The organism is Chryseobacterium sp. DT-167 (assembly GCF_058310155.1).
In genome coordinates, this window is sequence record NZ_JBZEEQ010000006.1 from 63,410 (window position 1) to 82,372 (window position 18,963).

The following is an 18,963-nucleotide window of genomic DNA, read 5'->3' on the forward strand; positions in this document are numbered from 1 at the left end:
TCTAAAATCAATATGATCTTAAAAAGGAGGATTTGGCTGGGTAAAGCTTCTGTCTTTGTATTTCAGAGCATCACTTAAAATATTTGCCTTGATTCCGATAAAAAAGTCATAAACTTTATATTGTCCGAAAGGAACCCAGTTAAAATTGATGGTAAAACTCCGCTGGTCTCTTGAAAAGCCAATTCTTGTATATGCAAGATCTTTGGTCACCATGTCGTAATGGGTACTCCCGGTGATATTCCAGTAAGGGGTAAGCTTAATGCTTCCGTCCAAACCGATTGATGCGATTTTATTTGATGTTCTCGTAGCTCCTCTGGAATAGGCATAGTTTGCATTTACGTTCAATGTCCATGCCTGGTCAAAATGAGCGTAATTATCATCATCGAAATAATAATTTTCGTTTCGGATTTCACCTTTCGAGCCATATTTTTTCGCATAATCTGTTTTCTCACCAAAAAGTTCACTGCTTAAAGGATAAGACAGCTGAACATTGAACCCCTGAAGACTAAATGCTCCAAATTCTTCTGTTCTGATTCCCGTTTCCTCTCCGGGAATAAAAATCGTCTTATAAGGATCTAAAGTCAGACTTGTATTAACACTCAATTTATTATCAAAAAAGGAAGACTGTCCATTGATTGAAATCACTGACCAAGGATGCGTTTTTGCTGCGAAGTTGTAATTTCCGGAAAGATTTAAAGATTCAAAGATTTTAATCTTTTTTACTCCTGTAGAATCACTTTTAGACCTTACCTTCATCTCAATATTGTTCCCGATGTTGAAACCTAAAGCTCCTACCAATCCGGATGTTGGTGCACCTACAATTCCGTTATCAAATATCGAATATGGTGTTAATGCTCCACTCGCATCGTAATAATTCCTGAAATATCCGAAACCTGAACCGCCAAAGTCAGGAGAATAGGTAAAACCTATACTCGGCGTCATCATATGTCTTATTGCTTCTATGGAAGAACCTTTTTTAAAGTTTGCCTGCCCGTAAAGCTGTGTCTGTAAACTCGCCGTTGTGGAAAATGTAGAATAACCTGCCACTTTTTTATTAACCTGATCCACTACTTTATTCTGAATAGGATCGTAGAATTTTGTCAGTGTTTTTGTAGTTAATGCATTGTCGATATTCGCGCCCAGACTGAATGTGAAATATTTTGCAATTGTTGTATTGGTACCTAATGTAATATTGTTTTTAATACCGGTCTGTAATTTATCCCACATTGCTTTTGTAAACAGTTCGCCTTCACCCGTACTCACAAAATTGGTTAAATTTAAACCTGTATTCACCGTAATATTTTCTAAAAGACCAGATCTTACGCCTGTTTTTGAGCCAAATAAATAAAACTGATTAATAGCTACATTCATCTGCGGCAAACGTAAATCTGCAAAACCTGTCGCGAAATTCTGAGAATATGATGCTGTTCCTGTGATCGTTGCGGGAAGTTTTAAAAATCTTTTAGTGAGTGTAAGTGTAGAATTCTGCTGAGTTCTGAGTACACTCTCATTCATAATATAGTTGTTATTCACAGTATTATTATAAAATGTAGTGCTCGTCACATCCACAGAAGCAGAAAACGTAAGAAACGGATTTGCTTTTGTATCCTGCGTATGTCTCCACGCAATTCTGTATGTTCCTGTTTTGCTGTAATCATCTAAACCTTTTATTCCACGGACGGTAGTCCCAATATCTGCAGCAAAGTTTCCGGAATATCGGTATTTTTTGAGATAATTCATCTCCGGGCGCAAATTCCAGCTCCCTTTTGTATAAATGTCTGCTAAAATTTTAAGATCAAAATGTTCTCCGATAGGTTGATAATATCCTATTCCGTTTAAGAAAAATCCTACATCTTCTCTTTCCCCAAAACTCGGGATCAGAATACCTGCAGATCTTTTATCCGAGAAAGGTAAGATCGCAAACGGCATAATCAGCGGAGTAGGAACCTGCTCAATGTACATTTGTACAGGACCTGTAATTACAGAACTGCTGTTTTTCCCTTTTACCATTTTTATATGCGGCGCCAACAAATGGTAATCTGCCAAAGAATCTTTTTTCTTTATAAAATAGTCGTCAGTTGTAAACAAACCTCTTCTCATAAAGAAAACCGAATCATTGTACTTTTTGGTTTTTTCGGCTACAATTATGCCCTCACTTTCTTCAGTTCTTGCGTTGTAAGCAATTGCCTGCTTTGTTTTATAATTATAATTAAATTCGTTGGTTTCATACTTTTTACCCGCCTGAGTTGTGATTACAGGCTCTATTACCTTCCCTAAAGAATCAAGTTTACCTCGTGCAAAAATGAGACTTTTGGCTTCATCAATAGATATGTAATCGGCATCAATCTGCATATCCTGATATTTCACCTGAGCATTTTTGTTCAGGTAAATCATTCTCTTCGGAACATCTCTACGCTGATCATCGGCTTTTGTGTCGAGTACATCATCTAATGCTTCCTTCTGTACAATAATGGTATCCTTTTTGGAAATTGTATCTTTAACTACCGTAGTTTCCGTTAATTTTTTAGGAGTTTGCTGTGCTAAAAAACTGTTAAAAATTAGGATAATTAAAATTTGTAATATATTTTTGAAGACGGTTTTGTCCAATTTTGTTTTATATAATTTAGGCTCAAAATTAATATAATTTTTAAAACTGTAAGATGTACACACGAAAATTTAAAATAATTTTAGCATTTCTTCTGACTCTTTCCATACAATTTGCTTATTCTCAAAAAAAATTCACTGTCGTTTTAGACGCTGGACACGGGGGAAGCGATCATGGTGCGAACAGATCGTATAGTGATATAGGAAGAATTGCAGAAAAAGATATTACCCTTGCCATTGTTCTTAAAATAGGTTCGATGCTTGAGAAAAATAAAGATTTTAAAGTTATTTATACCCGAAAAATCGACGAATACCCATCATTATCTGACAGAACCAACCTTGCCAACCGAAGCAAAGCTGATCTTTTCATCTCCGTACACTGTAATTCTTCTCAAAGACCAACCGCTTACGGAACAGAAACTTTCGTACAGGGTCCCGATCAGAACGACACCAATCTTGAAGTAGCAAAACGTGAAAATGACGTAATCTACCTTGACGAAAAAGATAAGCAGACTTTTGGTACATATGACGCAAGATCACCGGAATCGCTGATTGCCTTAAAACTTCAGCAAAGCAAATATCTTGAATCCAGCCTTTTGCTTGGCGGGCTTGTAGAGAACAACTTTGTCAATAAAGACAAAAGGTCTTCAAGAGGAGTCTGGCAAAAAAACCTTCACGTTCTGCGTATGAATGCAATGCCTTCAGTGCTTATTGAAACGGGATTCATCAATCACCCTGAAGAAAGCCATTATTTGGCATCCGAAAAAGGTCAGAACGAGATTTCAGAAAGTATTTATGATGCAATTATTGATTACAAAAAGGCGATCGACAGAAAATCAGGAGGATCACTTGCATCAAAAAAGCCTGAACCTGAGAAAAAAGAGGAAGTTCCTTTAAAGAATGATTTCAGAATACTGTTAATGACATCTGCAGTGAAATATAATGAAGATGATCCTGCTTTGAAGGGACTAAATTACATTCTTCCTTTAAAAGAAAATGGCATCTACAAATATTATTACAGCGTGACCAATATGGCTTCGATCCGTGACATTAATATTAAGACAGCAAAAGATGCAGGTTTCCGAAATGCTTATGCAGTAGGATTTATGCCCAACCAAAAGCTAAATACAGGATATTATACTATCGAAGTTTACACCGGAAAAGATAAATTAAGCGCCAATTCTTTCATTTTGCAGACATTAAAAGACGTGGAAAGAGAGAAAAATAATGGTATGTTCTATTACACCTACGGAAAAGTTTCTTCTTTGGAAGATGCTGTAAAACTTCAGAAAGACCTGGAATCTAAAGGAGTGAAAAACACAGTCATTCAAAAAATTAATAAATAAAGAAAAATAATTTTGAAGTTTAAAAGTTAATTAATACTTTTGCAACCTCAAAATTTGGTCTATTCGTCTAGTGGTTAGGACTCAAGGTTTTCATCCTTGCAACAGGAGTTCGATTCTCCTATAGACTACCAAATTTATATCATGCCGGATTTAAAGATTCAGGAAGCAAAATTGCTTTTTAAAAAAATCCACACGAACCCAAAAAGTTACGATTTAAAGATCAATGAAGAAGGGATTACAGGCAGAGATGATAAAATAAGTTTCAGACTTTACAGGAACGGTGAAGTAAGTGCCTTTGAGGTACTGATCGACGGAATAACTTTCACCAATACCACTGGGGAATGGAACAACGCACTGAATATGCTGACAAGCACAATCAGAAAAATAGAAAAAGAACAACAGAATATAAAACTAGAACAAGCATTAGATAAACTCAAAAAATACCTCTCAGAATAAAGTTTAAATTTTTTAAAAATAAATTTGGCTGGTATAAAAAAAGTTTATAAATTTGCACTCACATTTGAACGATATGGCAAATCATAAATCAGCACTAAAGAGAATTAGACAAAACGAAAAAAGAAAAGTTCGTAACAGATACTATCACAAGACTGCTAGAACAGCTTTGAAAGTATTAAGAAATGAAGAAGATAAGGCTGCAGCTACTGAGCAATTGCCAAAAGTTATCTCTTTATTAGACAGATTAGCTAAGAAAAACATTATTCACAAGAATAAGGCGGCTAATTTGAAAAGCAAATTGACTAAGCACGTTAACAAGTTAGCGTAATTATAGTAGGCCCGTTCGTCTATCGGTTAGGACCTCAGGTTTTCATCCTGGTAAGAGGGGTTCGACTCCCCTACGGGCTACTTATAAAAAAGAATTGAAACTTTTAAAAATTCAAAATACTAACCCGTTATTTGTAACGTGATGGTAGATGGCCCGTTCGTCTATCGGTTAGGACCTCAGGTTTTCATCCTGGTAAGAGGGGTTCGACTCCCCTACGGGCTACTAAACAAAAACCATTGATAAATTTCAATGGTTTTTTTATTTCAATTCTTCTGATTTTTCAAATGATATTGGTTTAGTATTATCGCACTCATCTTGAAAAAGCCGTAAACTTAAACGAACAATATACTGGCCTAATCATTCAAAATATTATTTAGTCTTCCAATTCTATTCTAATATGGCTTAAAATGCCTTTAAACCACTTAGAAACAATTTCTGAATCAGATATGCTGTGCACGTGTGTTTGATTATTTTGCCAATTACCATTCATTGCAAAATGAATACCTTTAACATCAAAAATACTCGATTTAACTTCTTCTAAAATTGATATAAAATCACCATTATCTAAATGATTCGAATATTCCTCAAAAGTTTTTTCAATAGCTTGGCTGGAGGTAATATGCCAATGTGGTTGAGAATGTTTTTCAGTTGGATTATTCATATCATCCCATTCTGCTCTAAAAAGCTGAATTTTTCTATTATCACTATCTTCTCCTTCATATACAGACAGTGAAATATTGATATGAGTAAACTGTATTAACTTTCTACTATCTTTAATATCTTCTCTGATGAATTTAATCTCTACAAAAATCCAAAAATTATTAAACCATCTAAGAACTTTTACGGGTTCTGAATCATATCTATTCAATCCATAAGAATTACCTTCGATTCTAAAAACAGAAATATTATGATGTCCTGTAAATGGAATTAGTTTAAAACTCTCAGTGAAAAGATTTTTACAATCATTATTCACTTTGTCAATAATACCTAGATAATCACTCATATTTTAACCTTAAATATTTGGATAGAAATATGATTTTAAAATATCATCTATTACCGATTTTACATAAGTATTGCCAGTTTCTAATTCTTTTCCTAACTCAACAAGTCTGTTATATGCCTCGCTTTCTATTATATTATTTTCATGAATATTTGGCACAGGGATGTTTTTAATTTGTATTTTACCTAAATCATACCCTGACATTATAGGCTTTGAATAAATCGAAAGTAATTTATCAAAAATATTACTACTAAAACATGCTAAATAAAAATAATAATAGTCTTTAATAAAAGCCTTTTTAGGAATAAAAGCATTTCCTTCTTCAATTACACAATCACCACTTTTATCGAAAGCAAAAGATTTCGAATTACCAAATCTATTTGAAAATAACCGTTCCTCTTTATCAAATTGCCAGTTTCTTGGTCTTGTCAATTCCCACCAATTAACAATTCCACTTCTTTTTTGTAAAATCTCTTTGTTGGGTAATAAATTGCTATTATAAAACTCTACATCTTTTAACTGATCCTCTGATTGGATTATTGCACCATGTTTATTGTAAGGAAACCAAACATATTCGTGAATAATTAATCTGCCCGTTTTAATTGAATCATTAGTTACAATAGGTCTAAAAAAAATTTTATAATCAGAATTAAAGCTTTCGTATTCCTCTAAGCTAATTTTAAACACATTTTTTACACCTAATAATGCACCTTGATTAATATTAAAAATATCGGATATGGGAGACAATTTTCCTGCAAGATTGAAGATATGTAATTCTTTAATAAAATGATTTTCCTCCAAGGAAATAATCTTCCAATTATTTTTCAGAATAGGAAAATGGGTTGGAGTATAAATACTATAATTTTTATTACTAATTGATTGCTCATTATTAGCACTCATTTTTCGAAAATCTCTCAATGCATTCTGAACAACGCCTTTTTCATTTTTAGTCCAGATTAACTTTGGCAATTGAACGTTATTTTTGTTTCTACCAATAAAAAGACTTACATCTGTCAATGCATCTTCGAATACATAATTTCCTAACTTCGCTAATATATTAAATGAAAACCTATTCGTTAACTCACCTCTTAAGTCAGAATAAATTTCTGACGTAAAAATTGAACTAGGTATTATACATCCAATTTGACCATTCTGATTCAATGAATTGCAAGCTTTGTAGAAGAAAGCACTTGCTTGATTAGGTCTTGCTCTTTTTACAACAGACTGTAATACCTCTAAAACACTATCTCTATTAGATTTTTCTTTTAACAATTCCCAAGAAACAAAAGGTGGATTCATTAAAATTATATCATTCTCACCCCAATCTTCAGTAAGTGAATCTTCAACCTTTTTAATATTGATATGCAATTGTCCATTCCACTGATTCCTATTCTCATAATTCAACAAAAATATTGAGGTACGAATTGCACTCTCAGAAGTATCAAAACCATTTATTAAAATATTACCACTATAACCAATATTTTTCAGTTGTTTTAACATTTCAACAAGAAATTCAGATGAACCACATGACGGATCCAAAATCTTTATTTGCGGTGTTAATAAATCAAAATCTTTAAGAACATTCTCAACTATTGTTCTTGCAATGTACTGTGGTGTATAATGAATACTTGAATAAGCATCAACTTTTGTTAGAAGCTTATTAGAAACTCCTCCAAATAAATCTCTTTGAGGGTTGAAATAAATAACCTCTCTATGAGCCTCTTGAAACAATACTCCAGCAGTATGTCTTAAAATCAAATCTAAATTTGGCTTGATATTACGAATACCTTGATTTATCAGTTCTACAAAATATTCAAATCTATCTGGAAAGTGAGCAGTAGAAATTTTCCACTTATCAACGTCAATATTAGTGTAGTCTTCTTCTAAACTTATTAATAAAGTAAATAATAAATTTAAAGCTTCCGAAGCATCTGAATTTTCAAATGTTAGATTTCTTAACTGCCTGAAAATATCTAGTATAAAAGGAACAACATCATTTTGAGTTTTGTACGATTTAGCTGTTAAGTATTTATAAAATTGATTAAGATTAAACTCAATTTTATTAATCGGTATATTCTCAATTTTATTATCATACCAATTTCTAACTTTGACAAAATCATTATCTAATATTAGATAATTTTTAGTATTTGTTGACCAAGATTCCGTATAAATTTCTTCCAGATTATATTCATTAGAAGTTTTCAAACAAAAATCACCTAACCCACCATTAAGCATTAAAAATTTATCCTCCTGTAACAAAGGATTTAGCTTTATGGGCAATAGTCCGAAATTAGATGTCCAAGTATCTATGTTTATTAAATCATTCACTATAGAAGTATTTTTCAGATATAGAATCTATTATTTAACTAACAAATATTAGAAAAATTTGAAATTATATATTTTTTTTCAATTACAAAAGTAAAACATTAATGCGACAAAACTTGACGTGTATAGATTATTTATTGTTATGTATACGGGCTACTAAAAAACCACTGATTTTTTAAGTGGTTTATATGGATAAAAAAAATGTAGCATATCTTTTTAGGATATGCTACATTTTAATTTAAAGTTTTTGTAATTACTTCTTGCTTACAGCCTCATCATATCTTCTGCTTATTTCTTTCCAGTTGGTAACGTTCCAGATAGCAGTTAAATAATCAGCTCTTTTGTTTTGATATTTTAAATAGTAAGCATGTTCCCAAACATCAATTCCGAAAATTGGAGTTCCTTTTTCCTCTACAACATCCATCAAAGGATTATCCTGATTTGGTGTTGAAGAAATAAACAATTTGCCGCTTTTATCAACAGACAGCCAAGCCCATCCAGAACCGAAACGATCTGCACCGGCTTTGCTCATTTTTTCTTTAAAAGCTTCCATACTTCCGAATGCATCGGTAATTGCTTTAGATAATTTCGCAGAAGGCTGAGTGTTTTTTTCGGGTGTAAGAACCGTCCAGAATAATTCGTGATTGTAATGGCCGCCTGCATTATTTCTTACAGCCATTGGCAACGTTCCCGCTTTAGATAAAATCTGGAATAACGTCTGCTTTTCCTGTGGAGTTCCTGCGATTGCTTTATTCAGATTGCTCACATAAGCTGCTGCATGTTTTGAATAATGAATTTCCATGGTCTGTGCATCGATATTGCCTTCCAAAGCATTATATGCATAAGGTAAAGGTGTTTGCTTGAATTGTGCAAAAGCAAATTGCGCTGCAAATACTGCAGTAAAAGCAGCTACTTTAAAAATTTTCATAACTTTTTATTTATGGTTAATATTTATTTCTTGGGTTTGAATAACTAATTATAAAACTTATCGTATTATTTCAATAATTTTCTGATATCTTCAATTAAAATTTCTTTATCAGGATGATATTTGCCAGTCAACTTTGGGATTTTCCCTTCAGTATCTTCGTAATTTAATCCTGAATAATATAGAATCGGCATATTCTCCTTATTATATCTGCATCGAATGTTTCCCTCCTGATCTACTAAGGCAATCATTCCACTGTGGTTCAGGCTTTCGCTTTCATTATCTTTATCTCCGACATATATGTTGAACTCGTCTGCTAATTTACCAATGTAATCTCTGTTCCCTGTCAGAAAATGCCAGTTCGCTGATTTTACACCAATCTTATCTGCATGAAGTTTCAGAGTTTCCGGAGAATCATTTTCCGGATCAATACTTATAGAAATGATACCGAAATCAGGATTATTGATTGTGCTTTCGATTGCTTTCATGTTACTGTTCATCACAGGACAAATCGTGGGACATTTGCTGAAGAAAAATTCTACGAGATATACTTTTCCGAGCATATCTTTGTTGGTGATCTTTTGATTATTCTGATCTGTAAGTTCAAAATCAGGAACTTTCATCACGGTATAAAGACTTTTCTTAAAATAGCTCATCCCAAAACCGATACCCAAAAACAGAAGAGCTAAAATCACTAAAGGAATCATTACTTTAGATTTTGAACTTGTTTTTGGACTATTATTTTTGGACATATTTCTCTGGATCTTTTTTAAATTCGTCTTTGCAGTAAGCACTGCAAAAACCATACACTTTATTTTTATAGATCATTGTATCTTTAGTAAAACCTGCCGTTTCCATTTGGCAGATAAAATCTACTTTGTTTACAACTTTTATATCTGTTAAATTCTTACCTGCAGAATTCATACTTTTTTTATGTTTAACCTTTGGAGCATCCTGAACGCAGGACACTACTGAAACTGACAGAAACACTGTCAAAATGAATATTGATTTCATTTATTTTAAATTGAAATTAATGATAATAAAAATGAAAAGTAAGTCTTGAATAAATCAAAACTAAGAGTAAGGTTAAGCTAAAGGAGGATGAAATATTTCTGAAAAATATTCTGAAGCATGATTTTTTGAATACAAAGAATTCTTTATGTAATTTAGATCATCAAAAAGATTATCATTTAAAAAAGAGAGAATTTCGCTTGAAAGAAAGACATCTAAAACAGAAATTTTGACAGTCTGAGAATTATTTTGTTTTTCAGTTTTCACCAATTCTTTACTTACAAAACATTTCCCTTTACACGTTGAATCGATCACGTCCCTCTTTTCGCAAAGATTTTTCACAATGTATTCATAGTTCACCGCATAATTGATCAAAGGCAAAACCGGACGAATTGCAATGGTAAAAATGATGAAAAATGAAATGAAAAATTTCAATGATGACTCTTTACTACAAATATACCACGCAAAATCTGTTTCCATATTAATTTATGATGAATATCATCAATATCTTTTAAATATCAGATGAAAAATTTCTAAAAAGATCTGTGAAAATCTGAGTAATCTGCGAGATTATTTTACAAATTAAAACTTCATTCTTTGAGTTCTCACAGCATTTAAAATCGCCAGCAAAGCAACTCCGACATCAGCAAAAACGGCTTCCCACATCGTTGCAATTCCGCCTGCGCCGAGAACTAAAACAATTCCTTTTACAGCAAAAGCTAAAATAATATTCTGCCACACAATTTTTTTGGTCTGCTTCCCGATATTGATTGCCATCGGAATTTTACTCGGTTGATCATCCTGAATAACAATATCCGCCGTTTCAATCGTTGCATCACTTCCCAATCCACCCATTGCGATCCCGACATCACTTAAAGCGACAACAGGAGCATCATTGACGCCATCACCGACAAAGGCTACACTTTGATTTTTAGATTTCAGTTCTTTTACCTTATTCACTTTATCTTCGGGAAGCAAATCTCCATAAGCTTTTTCGATTCCCAACTGATCTGCAACATATTTTACAACAGAAGTTTTATCTCCGCTCAACATTGTTGTTTTTACACCTAAAGATTTTAATTTATTAATTGTGAATTGAGCATCAGCTTTTATAGAATCAGCAATGGTAAGATAACCAACAAATTTTTTATCATAAGCTACAGCAATTAACGTGTAAACAATATTTTCAGGTTTAAAATCAAACTGAATATTGAATTTTTCGAGTAATTTAAAATTACCAACCAACAATTCTTTGCCATTAATGACTGCTTTCAAGCCGTGTCCTGCAATTTCTTCTACATTTTCTAATTGAATTGAATGATCAACTTCGCCCACAAACTCATGAATTGCGGTTGCAACAGGATGCGTACTCTGACTTTCCAGAGCATTGATTAATTTTAAAATTTCATCTTTATTAAATCCATCATTAAAATGAACTTCCTGAACTTTAAAAACACCTTCCGTCATCGTTCCGGTTTTATCCATCACCACATTCTGAATAGTGGCGAGAACGTCTAAGAAATTGCTTCCTTTAATTAAAATTCCATTTCTGCTTCCCGCTCCGATTCCTCCAAAATATCCCAACGGAATTGAAATCACCAAAGCACACGGACAGGAAATCACAAGAAAAACCAATGCTTTGTACAACCATTTTTTAAATTCATAATCATCTACAAATAAATAAGGTAGAAAAGTAATTCCGATCGCTAAGAAAACCACAATCGGTGTGTAAATTTTCGCAAATTTTCTGATAAATAATTCTGTAGGAGCTTTCTGAGAGGTCGCATTCTGAACGAGTTCTAAAATCTTGCTCAGTTTACTGTCTTTAAATGCTGCAGTAACTTTAATTTGGCTGACTGTATTTAAATTGATCATTCCTGCTAAAACTTTTTCACCCTTCAACTTTGTATCAGGCTTGCTTTCTCCGGTCAATGCAGAAGTATTGAAAGAACCTTTTTCCGAGATCAATTCGCCATCCAGACCTAATTTTTCGCCGGATTTTAACTGAATGATTTCACCAACAATGACAGTTTCGGCTTTTACAACTTGAGGTTTTCCGTCTTTTAAAACGGTAACTTCATCGGGACGTTGATCAAGAAGTGATTTAATATTGCTCTTCGCTCTTGTAACTGCCATTGCCTGGAAAACTTCACCAACAGAGTAGAAAAGCATCACCGCAACACCTTCAGGATATTCACCAATCGCAAAAGCGCCGACTGTCGCAATTCCCATCAGAAAAAATTCTGAAAACACATCTCCATGAATGATGCTTTCATATGCTTCTTTTAAAACAGGAATTCCGACAGGAATGTAGGCAATCAAATACCAAACAAGACGAACCCAGCCATTAAACCAATTATTTTCAATAAAATGATCGAACGAAATTCCAAGCAATAATAAAGAAAACGAAATAATCGCCGGAAGAAACATCCTGAAAATCGTTTGATCTCCCGTATCATGAGAATGCTCGTGATCGTGACCGTCATGTTCTGAGTGATCATGCTGTTTCTTTGGTTTTGTGCTGCAACATTCTTCCATAACAAATAATTTTAAGCAAATTTAGCCGTAAAGCTAATGCAATACTATTGCAAACTTTCTAGACAGTTTTCACAAATGCCTTTTGCGAAAAATCTTATTTCATCAATCCTGAAATTGGTTTGAATATTTTCCGGAATTGAAATATCTTCTTTGCAGGTCGTCTGTTTACAGATTTTGCAATAAAAATGAAGATGCCAGTCTTTATGCGTTTTCTCATCACAGTCATCATGGCAAAGCATATATTTGGTGGTTGCATTTTCCTGAATGCTGTGAACGATTCCTTTTTCTTCGAAGGTTTTCAAAGTTCTGTAAATAGTCGTTCTGTCTGCATTTTCAAAATAATTTTCGATTTCAGATAGCGAAAGAGCTGCATTTTGAGAACTCAAAAAATCGTACACCAAAATCCTCATGCTTGTAGGCTTGGTATTTTTGTCAATCAGTTTGCTTTCGATTTCTTCTTTCATGATAAGATCTGCTCAGATTTTTTGAAATTATAAGTTAGCGAAAAACTTTCAGACTTCATCTTTTTAAGTTTAAAACAAAAAGAATTCTTATTTTTATCTTATGAAAGTTTTAATTATCAACGGCCCGAATCTGAATCTTTTAGGCACAAGAGAACCTGATATCTATGGAACTGTTTCTATGGAAGATTATTTGGAAAAATTAAAGTCTGAATTCACTTCTCACGAACTGACCTATTACCAGTCAAACATTGAAGGTGAATTGATAAACAGACTTCAGGAAGATGATTTTGATGCGGTGATTATTAATCCCGGAGCTTTCACACATTATTCTTATGCGATTGCAGACTGTTTAAAAAATATCCAGAAACCAAAAGTAGAAGTCCACATCAGTAATATTTACAAAAGAGAAGAATTCCGTCAAAAATCTGTAACAGCTGCTTGTACGGATGCCGTTTTGTCCGGTTTCGGGATGGAGGGATACCGATTGGCATTATTGAGTTTGAAATAGTTCCCACGGATTTCACAGATTTTCACAGGTCAACATACAAATTATTGTGTGACTCTTGCTCTGGCAGATTTTTCAATCAAATAAAAAAAAGCCTCATCAATCGATGAGGCTCTTCACTATTTCTAAATGGTCTGTTCCTGCAATTGAGGACCAGAAGCAATCAGCTTTTTGGCTTCGTCATTACCACAGTACTGCTCGAAGTTTTTGATATATTTTGCAGCAAGATCTTTTGCTTTTTCTTCCCATTCTGCAACATCACTATATGTTTCTCTCGGATCTAAAATACCTTCAGAAACATTCGGCAATGAAGTCGGGATTTCCAAATTCATTATAGGAATGATTGTTTTATCTGCATCTTCAATTGATCCGTCGATAATTGAATCAATGATTGCTCGTGTATCTTTCAGCGAAATTCTTTTTCCTGTACCATTCCAACCAGTGTTCACCAAATAGGCTTTTGCACCGTGCTCTTTCATTTTTCCGATCAATGTTTTCGAATACATAGTTGGATGTAATGTTAAGAATGCTTCACCAAATGCAGGAGAGAAAGACGGTTCCGGTTCTGTAATTCCTCTTTCAGTTCCGGCCAATTTTGAAGTGTAGCCACAAAGGAAATGATACTGAGCCTGGTTTTCATCTAATATAGAAACCGGAGGCAAGACTCCGAAAGCGTCAGCAGAAAGATAAACGATCTTACTTGCATGACCTGCTTTAGACGGTAAAACAATTTTATTAATATGATAAATAGGATAAGAAACTCTTGTGTTTTCTGTGATAGATCCGTCTGTGTAATCAGCGATTCCGTTGTTAACTACAACGTTTTCAAGAAGTGCATCTCTTTTAATTGCTCTGAAAATATCCGGTTCTTTTTCTGCTGACAAATCTATTACTTTAGCATAACATCCGCCTTCATAGTTGAAAACTCCATTGTTATCCCAACCGTGCTCATCGTCACCAATCAAATATCTTTTAGGATCTGCAGACAAAGTCGTTTTTCCTGTTCCCGAAAGTCCGAAGAACAACGCTACATCTCCTTCTTCCCCAACGTTTGCAGAACAGTGCATTGATGCCATTCCTTTCAATGGAAGGTAATAATTCATCATGGCAAACATTCCTTTTTTCATTTCTCCGCCGTACCAGGTTCCGCCGATGATCTGCAACTTCTCGGTAAGGTTGAACATTACGAAGTTCTCAGAATTTAATTCCTGCTCTTCCCAATTGGGGTTTGTTGTTTTTGAACCATTGATTACTGTGAAATCCGGTTCTCCGTAATTTTCCAATTCAAAATGTGAAGGACGGATAAACATATTGGTCACGAAATGCGCCTGCCAAGCAACTTCAACGATAAATCTTACTTTTAATCTTGTATCTGTATTTGTACCACAAAAAGTATCGACAACATAGATTTTTTTGGCATGAGAAAGTTGAGTTAAAACCAAATCTTTACAAGATTCGAAAATTTCAGGAGTTGTAGGAAGATTTACTTTACCGTCCCAGAAAATAGTATCTTTCGTAACATCATCCTGAACAATATATCTGTCTTTAGGTGAACGTCCCGTGAAAATACCTGTCTGTACAGATACTGCACCGGATTCTGTAAGCTCAGCTTTTTCAAACCCTTGATTTTCAGGTGAAATTTCAGCTTGATATAACTCTTCGTACGAAGGATTATAAGTTAATTCATACTCTCCTTTAATCCCTAATTTTTGTAAATCCTGGATGATTTTAGCGTTTTTCATTTTACTTATATTTTCTGTTTCTTTTTGTTTGCTTAACCTTAGTTATATTAACTATTTGTTAAACTTCGATAAATATAAACATATAAGCGAAAATGACAAATAAAAAATGATATATGTATTTAATTGACTATCAAATAATTAAATCATCCCAATCAAAAACAGTTGAAAAACCTTTTCCCCAAAAATAGTCTTCATAGCCTTCAAATTTTGCACTCATTACAAAATCACCTCCCCAAGCACCCAAACTTTTGACAAATTTTGCACAATCTGCAAAAAAAATTGATTTAACTGTCGGTATTTCAATAAAATCAGAAATACGTTGTTCATGAATCGTCATTAGGTCAGAAAAATTATCTAATTCATCACACAATAAAATATTTCTTGTGAGATCAGAAAATTCATTTACCAAATTTTGAGACTTCGTTTTAGACTTGTAAAGATTGATTCCTTCGCGGCTGTCTTGCTTTTGATTTAAGTGAATGAAAATCAGTTCATTCTTAAATTTTGGATTGAAATTTACCTTTTCAAAATGTATTTCAGGTTTGTTTTGATAAAGTACCGCCGACTTTGCTTTTGCAACCGCAATATCATATCCGCTTCCGCCCAGACTTATGGAATTTAAATGAAAAGGATCAATATCTGACCATTCAGCAAGATTGTTCATTAATGTTGAACTACTGCCGAGACCATAATCTGCAGGAAACTGAAGATTTGTTTTTAAAAGATAGGTTTGTGTGCTTTTAAACTGAATTTCAGAAAGACTCTGAACATTTTTAAGAGTTTTAAGAATAAACTCTGCGCTTGAAGTAATATTGGTTTCTAAGATCTGCCAGTTTTTATAATCAATGACCGCTTTTAACCATAATTTGTTTTGATGATACGCTTCCCAGAAAATAAGAGATTTTCCGTCATGCTTTTCCTCAAAAAAAAACTCTTGTCCTAACTTTGTGGGTATAGCCAAGACAAGAGCTCCGTCTACAGCGAAATATTCTGAAGTAAGCATCAGCTTTCCTGGTGAATAGATCTCGCCCATTTCTTTATTTACATTAAATTGCGGAAGCCGATGTAACTTCGCCGTCAATTTTTTTAATTAATCCTTGTAAAGTTTTTCCAGGTCCTACTTCGATGAAATTGGTAGCACCATCTTTGATCATGTTTTGCACAGACTGCGTCCATTTTACGGGACCTGTCAACTGAGCGATCAGATTATTTTTGATCTGTTCGGGATCAGTTACCGCAGTCGTTGTAATATTCTGATAAACAGGAATTGTTGCTTTCCTGAATTTTGTATTCTCAATTGCAGCAGCCAATCTCTCCTGAGCCGGTTGCATTAAAGGTGAATGAAAAGCTCCGTTTACAGGCAACAATAGTGCTCTTTTTGCTCCGGCTTCCTTCAATTTTACACAAGCTTCTTCTACAGCAACAGTTTCACCGGAAATTACTAATTGTCCGGGGCAGTTGTAATTAGCAGGAACCACAATTCCATCTATAGTTAAGCAGATTTCTTCCACTTTAGCATCATCTAATCCTAAAATTGCCGCCATAGAACTTGGGTTTGCATCACAAGCTTCCTGCATTGCTTTTGCTCTTTCAGAAACCAGTTTTAAACCATCGTCAAAAGACAAAACACCGTTGGCTACCAAAGCAGAAAACTCTCCTAAAGAGTGACCTGCAACCATTTCTGCGCCAAGACCGTTTACCGCTTTCAAAGCAGCAACCGAGTGAATGAATATTGAAGGCTGGGTAACCTCAGTTTTTTTCAGATCTTCATCTGCCCCATTAAACATAATGGAAATAATATCGAATCCTAAGATTTCATTGGCATATTCCATCAGATCTTTGATGTCTTTACGGGAATCGTACAATTCTTTTCCCATACCTACAAACTGTGAACCCTGCCCAGGAAATACAAGTGCTTTCATTTATTTATTTAAAAATTAATACAAATATATATTTTAAAAGTAGAACTACTTTCAGTATTACGGAACTAATCTTATTACCCTGAAACCGGTATTGACATAAGCCCCGTTTGATTTTGACTTTACAAATTCGAATTTTGTGGCAAGCTGCGTCTGCACTTTATTCATCTGCTTGAAAATTTCGCCTTTTTTATTTTCTCTTGTCAACATATCATTCATCACATCAAAACCTATCACGGCATATTTGCCAGGAGCTTTGCAGTATTTAGCTTTATATGCTGCCAATATTTCTTTCTCGAAACCTCCGTCAGTATTGATTTTTCTGTCCATCAGATACACCAGACTTGCCTGGCTCAGCTCATCAACTTTTTTCTCAAAGCTTGGTACCGAGTATAAGCTGAATGCTTTCATCCCCTGAACTTCTTTTGAAAGTGCAATCATTCTGCTTGAGAAACCTTCCCCTACATTATCATTATCACTTGCCAAAATTGCGATCACCGGTGCAGACTGACCGGTCATCATATTTTGATCCAGCTGAATGTCTGCTGCAGAATTTACTATTGATATATTAGCATTTTTAACAGCTTTTTCGAGATTGGCTTTTATATAATTGGCATTTTCTTTTTTAGAATCTGCCACAATATAAATTTTTTGATCAGAATAAACTGTTTTTACTTCCTCAACAATTTTGTCTGAATAAGTCTGATCATTAGTTTCCACAATAATCAAATTGCTGTAATTGTATAATTCCGGAGAGTTTGCAAATGGCGCAACCACAGGAATTTTCTGAGTTTTTGTAAAATCCAGCAAATCAATTACATTTGATTTGAAGAACGGACCAACAATTAAATCTGTATTATTCGGATTAATCTGCGTTAAAGAATTTTTAAAGGAAGCTTCATTACCCGAATCAACAATTTTTACATCCAGTTTCTGTCCGCTTGCTGCATTTCTTTCGATCGCTAATTTTGCTCCGGTAAGAAAATCCATTGCCATTGATCTGTACTGAGTTTCGTTTGTGCTATAACCAAAAGGCAGCATTAAAACTACACTCAATGCATCACCACTTTTCTTAGTATATGCTGCGTCTAATTTTTTGATTTTAAGAACCATTCCTGTTTTTAGACCTCTTGATAAATCAGGGTTTAAAGCAATTAATTCGTCGATGGTTACTCCAAATTTATTAACAATAGAAAAAACGGTATCTCCTTGTTCAACAGTATATGTTGCGTACTCATCCTGACCTGAAGAAGAATAAATTGTGGTAGACTTTTCATTTCCAGAGTCAATTCTGGTTTTTGTATTGTTTGGCTGTATAGTTTCTACCGGTGTTTCAACAGGTTTTGCTGTCACAACTGCAGTCTGATTACCTCCATATTTTTTGATGCTGTCAAGAGGTAATGTAATTTCATCACCAATTTTCATATGAGAATCTAATTCAGGATTTAATTTTCTTAAATCCATTTCAGAAATTCTGTACTGCTTTGTAATACCGTAAATTGTTTGTTTTGGCTGAAGATAGATTTTCCCTGTTTTTGAAGCAGATGAAGATGTAGAAGTCACTTTCGTGGCAGCAGTATTTCCCGTCTTCACATTAAGAATATCTCCAATTGCCAATTTTCCGTCTTTGACTTTCGGATTGAGCTTTAGCAGCTCATCAATAGTAATTCCGTATTTCTTTGAAATATTGTATGGATTATCACCTTTTACAACCGTGTGCGTCTTCTGAGCAGAGATGCTCAAAAACATACATAAACCAGACAGTAAAAAAAACCTCTTAATCATTTTCGATATTATAAT

At 34.0% G+C, this 18,963-nt stretch carries 17 protein-coding genes and 3 tRNA genes; 7 read left to right on the forward strand and 13 right to left on the reverse strand.

The window, feature by feature from the left end; translation table 11 throughout:
• Positions 1–18: 18 nt before the first annotated feature.
• Positions 19–2,607: a putative LPS assembly protein LptD gene (locus AC4FQ5_RS09810; protein WP_491142847.1), complete on the reverse strand. Its 2,589-nt coding sequence runs from the start codon at positions 2,605–2,607 to the stop codon at positions 19–21.
• Between the two features lie 53 nt (positions 2,608–2,660).
• On the opposite strand from AC4FQ5_RS09810, the gene AC4FQ5_RS09815 reads away from it, so the two are divergent.
• The 6 genes from AC4FQ5_RS09815 to AC4FQ5_RS09840 all read left to right on the forward strand — a co-directional run bounded on the left by AC4FQ5_RS09815 (position 2,661) and on the right by AC4FQ5_RS09840 (position 4,956).
• Entirely contained in the window at positions 2,661–3,950 is a 1,290-nt protein-coding gene (locus AC4FQ5_RS09815; protein WP_491142849.1) for an N-acetylmuramoyl-L-alanine amidase family protein, read from the forward strand.
• 56 nt (positions 3,951–4,006) lie between these two features.
• Positions 4,007–4,081: transfer RNA gene (locus AC4FQ5_RS09820), tRNA-Glu, on the forward strand.
• A 10-nt stretch (positions 4,082–4,091) separates the two neighbouring features.
• Positions 4,092–4,406 (forward strand): hypothetical protein, encoded by a 315-nt coding sequence (locus AC4FQ5_RS09825; RefSeq protein ID WP_300350248.1) that lies wholly within the window; start codon positions 4,092–4,094, stop codon positions 4,404–4,406.
• 73 nt (positions 4,407–4,479) lie between these two features.
• Positions 4,480–4,734 carry a 30S ribosomal protein S20 gene (gene rpsT / locus AC4FQ5_RS09830; RefSeq protein ID WP_219970180.1) on the forward strand — a complete coding sequence of 85 codons (255 nt, stop codon included), beginning with the start codon at positions 4,480–4,482 and terminating at the stop codon, positions 4,732–4,734.
• 8 nt (positions 4,735–4,742) lie between these two features.
• A tRNA-Glu gene (locus tag AC4FQ5_RS09835) sits at positions 4,743–4,814 on the forward strand.
• A gap of 70 nt (positions 4,815–4,884) precedes the next feature.
• A tRNA-Glu gene (locus tag AC4FQ5_RS09840) sits at positions 4,885–4,956 on the forward strand.
• Between the two features lie 151 nt (positions 4,957–5,107).
• Here AC4FQ5_RS09840 and AC4FQ5_RS09845 read toward each other — a convergent pair.
• The 8 genes from AC4FQ5_RS09845 to AC4FQ5_RS09880 form a co-directional block, all read right to left on the reverse strand.
• Complete coding sequence (locus AC4FQ5_RS09845) at positions 5,108–5,737, reverse strand: hypothetical protein (protein ID WP_491142852.1); 630 nt, start codon at positions 5,735–5,737, stop codon at positions 5,108–5,110.
• A gap of 9 nt (positions 5,738–5,746) precedes the next feature.
• Complete coding sequence (locus tag AC4FQ5_RS09850) at positions 5,747–8,062, reverse strand: N-6 DNA methylase (RefSeq protein ID WP_491142853.1); 2,316 nt, start codon at positions 8,060–8,062, stop codon at positions 5,747–5,749.
• Positions 8,063–8,312: 250 nt separating this feature from the next.
• Positions 8,313–8,987, reverse strand: coding sequence for a superoxide dismutase (locus AC4FQ5_RS09855; protein ID WP_491142855.1), 675 nt, complete (start codon positions 8,985–8,987; stop codon positions 8,313–8,315).
• A 65-nt stretch (positions 8,988–9,052) separates the two neighbouring features.
• Positions 9,053–9,736, reverse strand: coding sequence for an SCO family protein (locus AC4FQ5_RS09860; protein WP_491142857.1), 684 nt, complete (start codon positions 9,734–9,736; stop codon positions 9,053–9,055).
• Positions 9,723–9,998 carry a YHS domain-containing protein gene (locus AC4FQ5_RS09865; RefSeq protein WP_491142858.1) on the reverse strand — a complete coding sequence of 92 codons (276 nt, stop codon included), beginning with the start codon at positions 9,996–9,998 and terminating at the stop codon, positions 9,723–9,725. Before AC4FQ5_RS09865 ends, AC4FQ5_RS09860 begins: the two co-directional genes overlap by 14 nt.
• Positions 9,999–10,070: 72 nt before the next feature.
• The gene (locus AC4FQ5_RS09870) at positions 10,071–10,475 is read right to left on the reverse strand and encodes a hypothetical protein (protein WP_491142860.1); all 405 of its coding nucleotides are present in this window, start codon (positions 10,473–10,475) and stop codon (positions 10,071–10,073) included.
• Between the two features lie 102 nt (positions 10,476–10,577).
• Positions 10,578–12,533, reverse strand: a complete 1,956-nt coding sequence (locus tag AC4FQ5_RS09875; protein ID WP_491142862.1) for a heavy metal translocating P-type ATPase — start codon at positions 12,531–12,533, stop codon at positions 10,578–10,580.
• A 44-nt stretch (positions 12,534–12,577) separates the two neighbouring features.
• Positions 12,578–12,997: a Fur family transcriptional regulator gene (locus AC4FQ5_RS09880; RefSeq protein ID WP_491142864.1), complete on the reverse strand. Its 420-nt coding sequence runs from the start codon at positions 12,995–12,997 to the stop codon at positions 12,578–12,580.
• A 100-nt stretch (positions 12,998–13,097) separates the two neighbouring features.
• Between AC4FQ5_RS09880 and aroQ the strand changes: the two genes are divergently transcribed.
• Positions 13,098–13,505, forward strand: coding sequence for a type II 3-dehydroquinate dehydratase (aroQ, locus tag AC4FQ5_RS09885; RefSeq protein WP_491142865.1), 408 nt, complete (start codon positions 13,098–13,100; stop codon positions 13,503–13,505).
• Between the two features lie 122 nt (positions 13,506–13,627).
• Here aroQ and pckA read toward each other — a convergent pair whose 3' ends face one another.
• The 4 genes from pckA to AC4FQ5_RS09905 form a co-directional block, all read right to left on the reverse strand.
• Positions 13,628–15,244 (reverse strand): phosphoenolpyruvate carboxykinase (ATP), encoded by a 1,617-nt coding sequence (gene pckA / locus AC4FQ5_RS09890; protein ID WP_491142866.1) that lies wholly within the window; start codon positions 15,242–15,244, stop codon positions 13,628–13,630.
• A 130-nt stretch (positions 15,245–15,374) separates the two neighbouring features.
• Positions 15,375–16,277, reverse strand: a complete 903-nt coding sequence (locus AC4FQ5_RS09895; RefSeq protein WP_491143103.1) for a GYDIA family GHMP kinase — start codon at positions 16,275–16,277, stop codon at positions 15,375–15,377.
• A 13-nt stretch (positions 16,278–16,290) separates the two neighbouring features.
• The gene (gene fabD, locus AC4FQ5_RS09900; RefSeq protein WP_491142867.1) at positions 16,291–17,166 is read right to left on the reverse strand and encodes an ACP S-malonyltransferase; all 876 of its coding nucleotides are present in this window, start codon (positions 17,164–17,166) and stop codon (positions 16,291–16,293) included.
• A 57-nt stretch (positions 17,167–17,223) separates the two neighbouring features.
• Positions 17,224–18,948, reverse strand: coding sequence for an amino acid ABC transporter substrate-binding protein (locus tag AC4FQ5_RS09905; RefSeq protein WP_491142868.1), 1,725 nt, complete (start codon positions 18,946–18,948; stop codon positions 17,224–17,226).
• Positions 18,949–18,963: the final 15 nt, after the last annotated feature.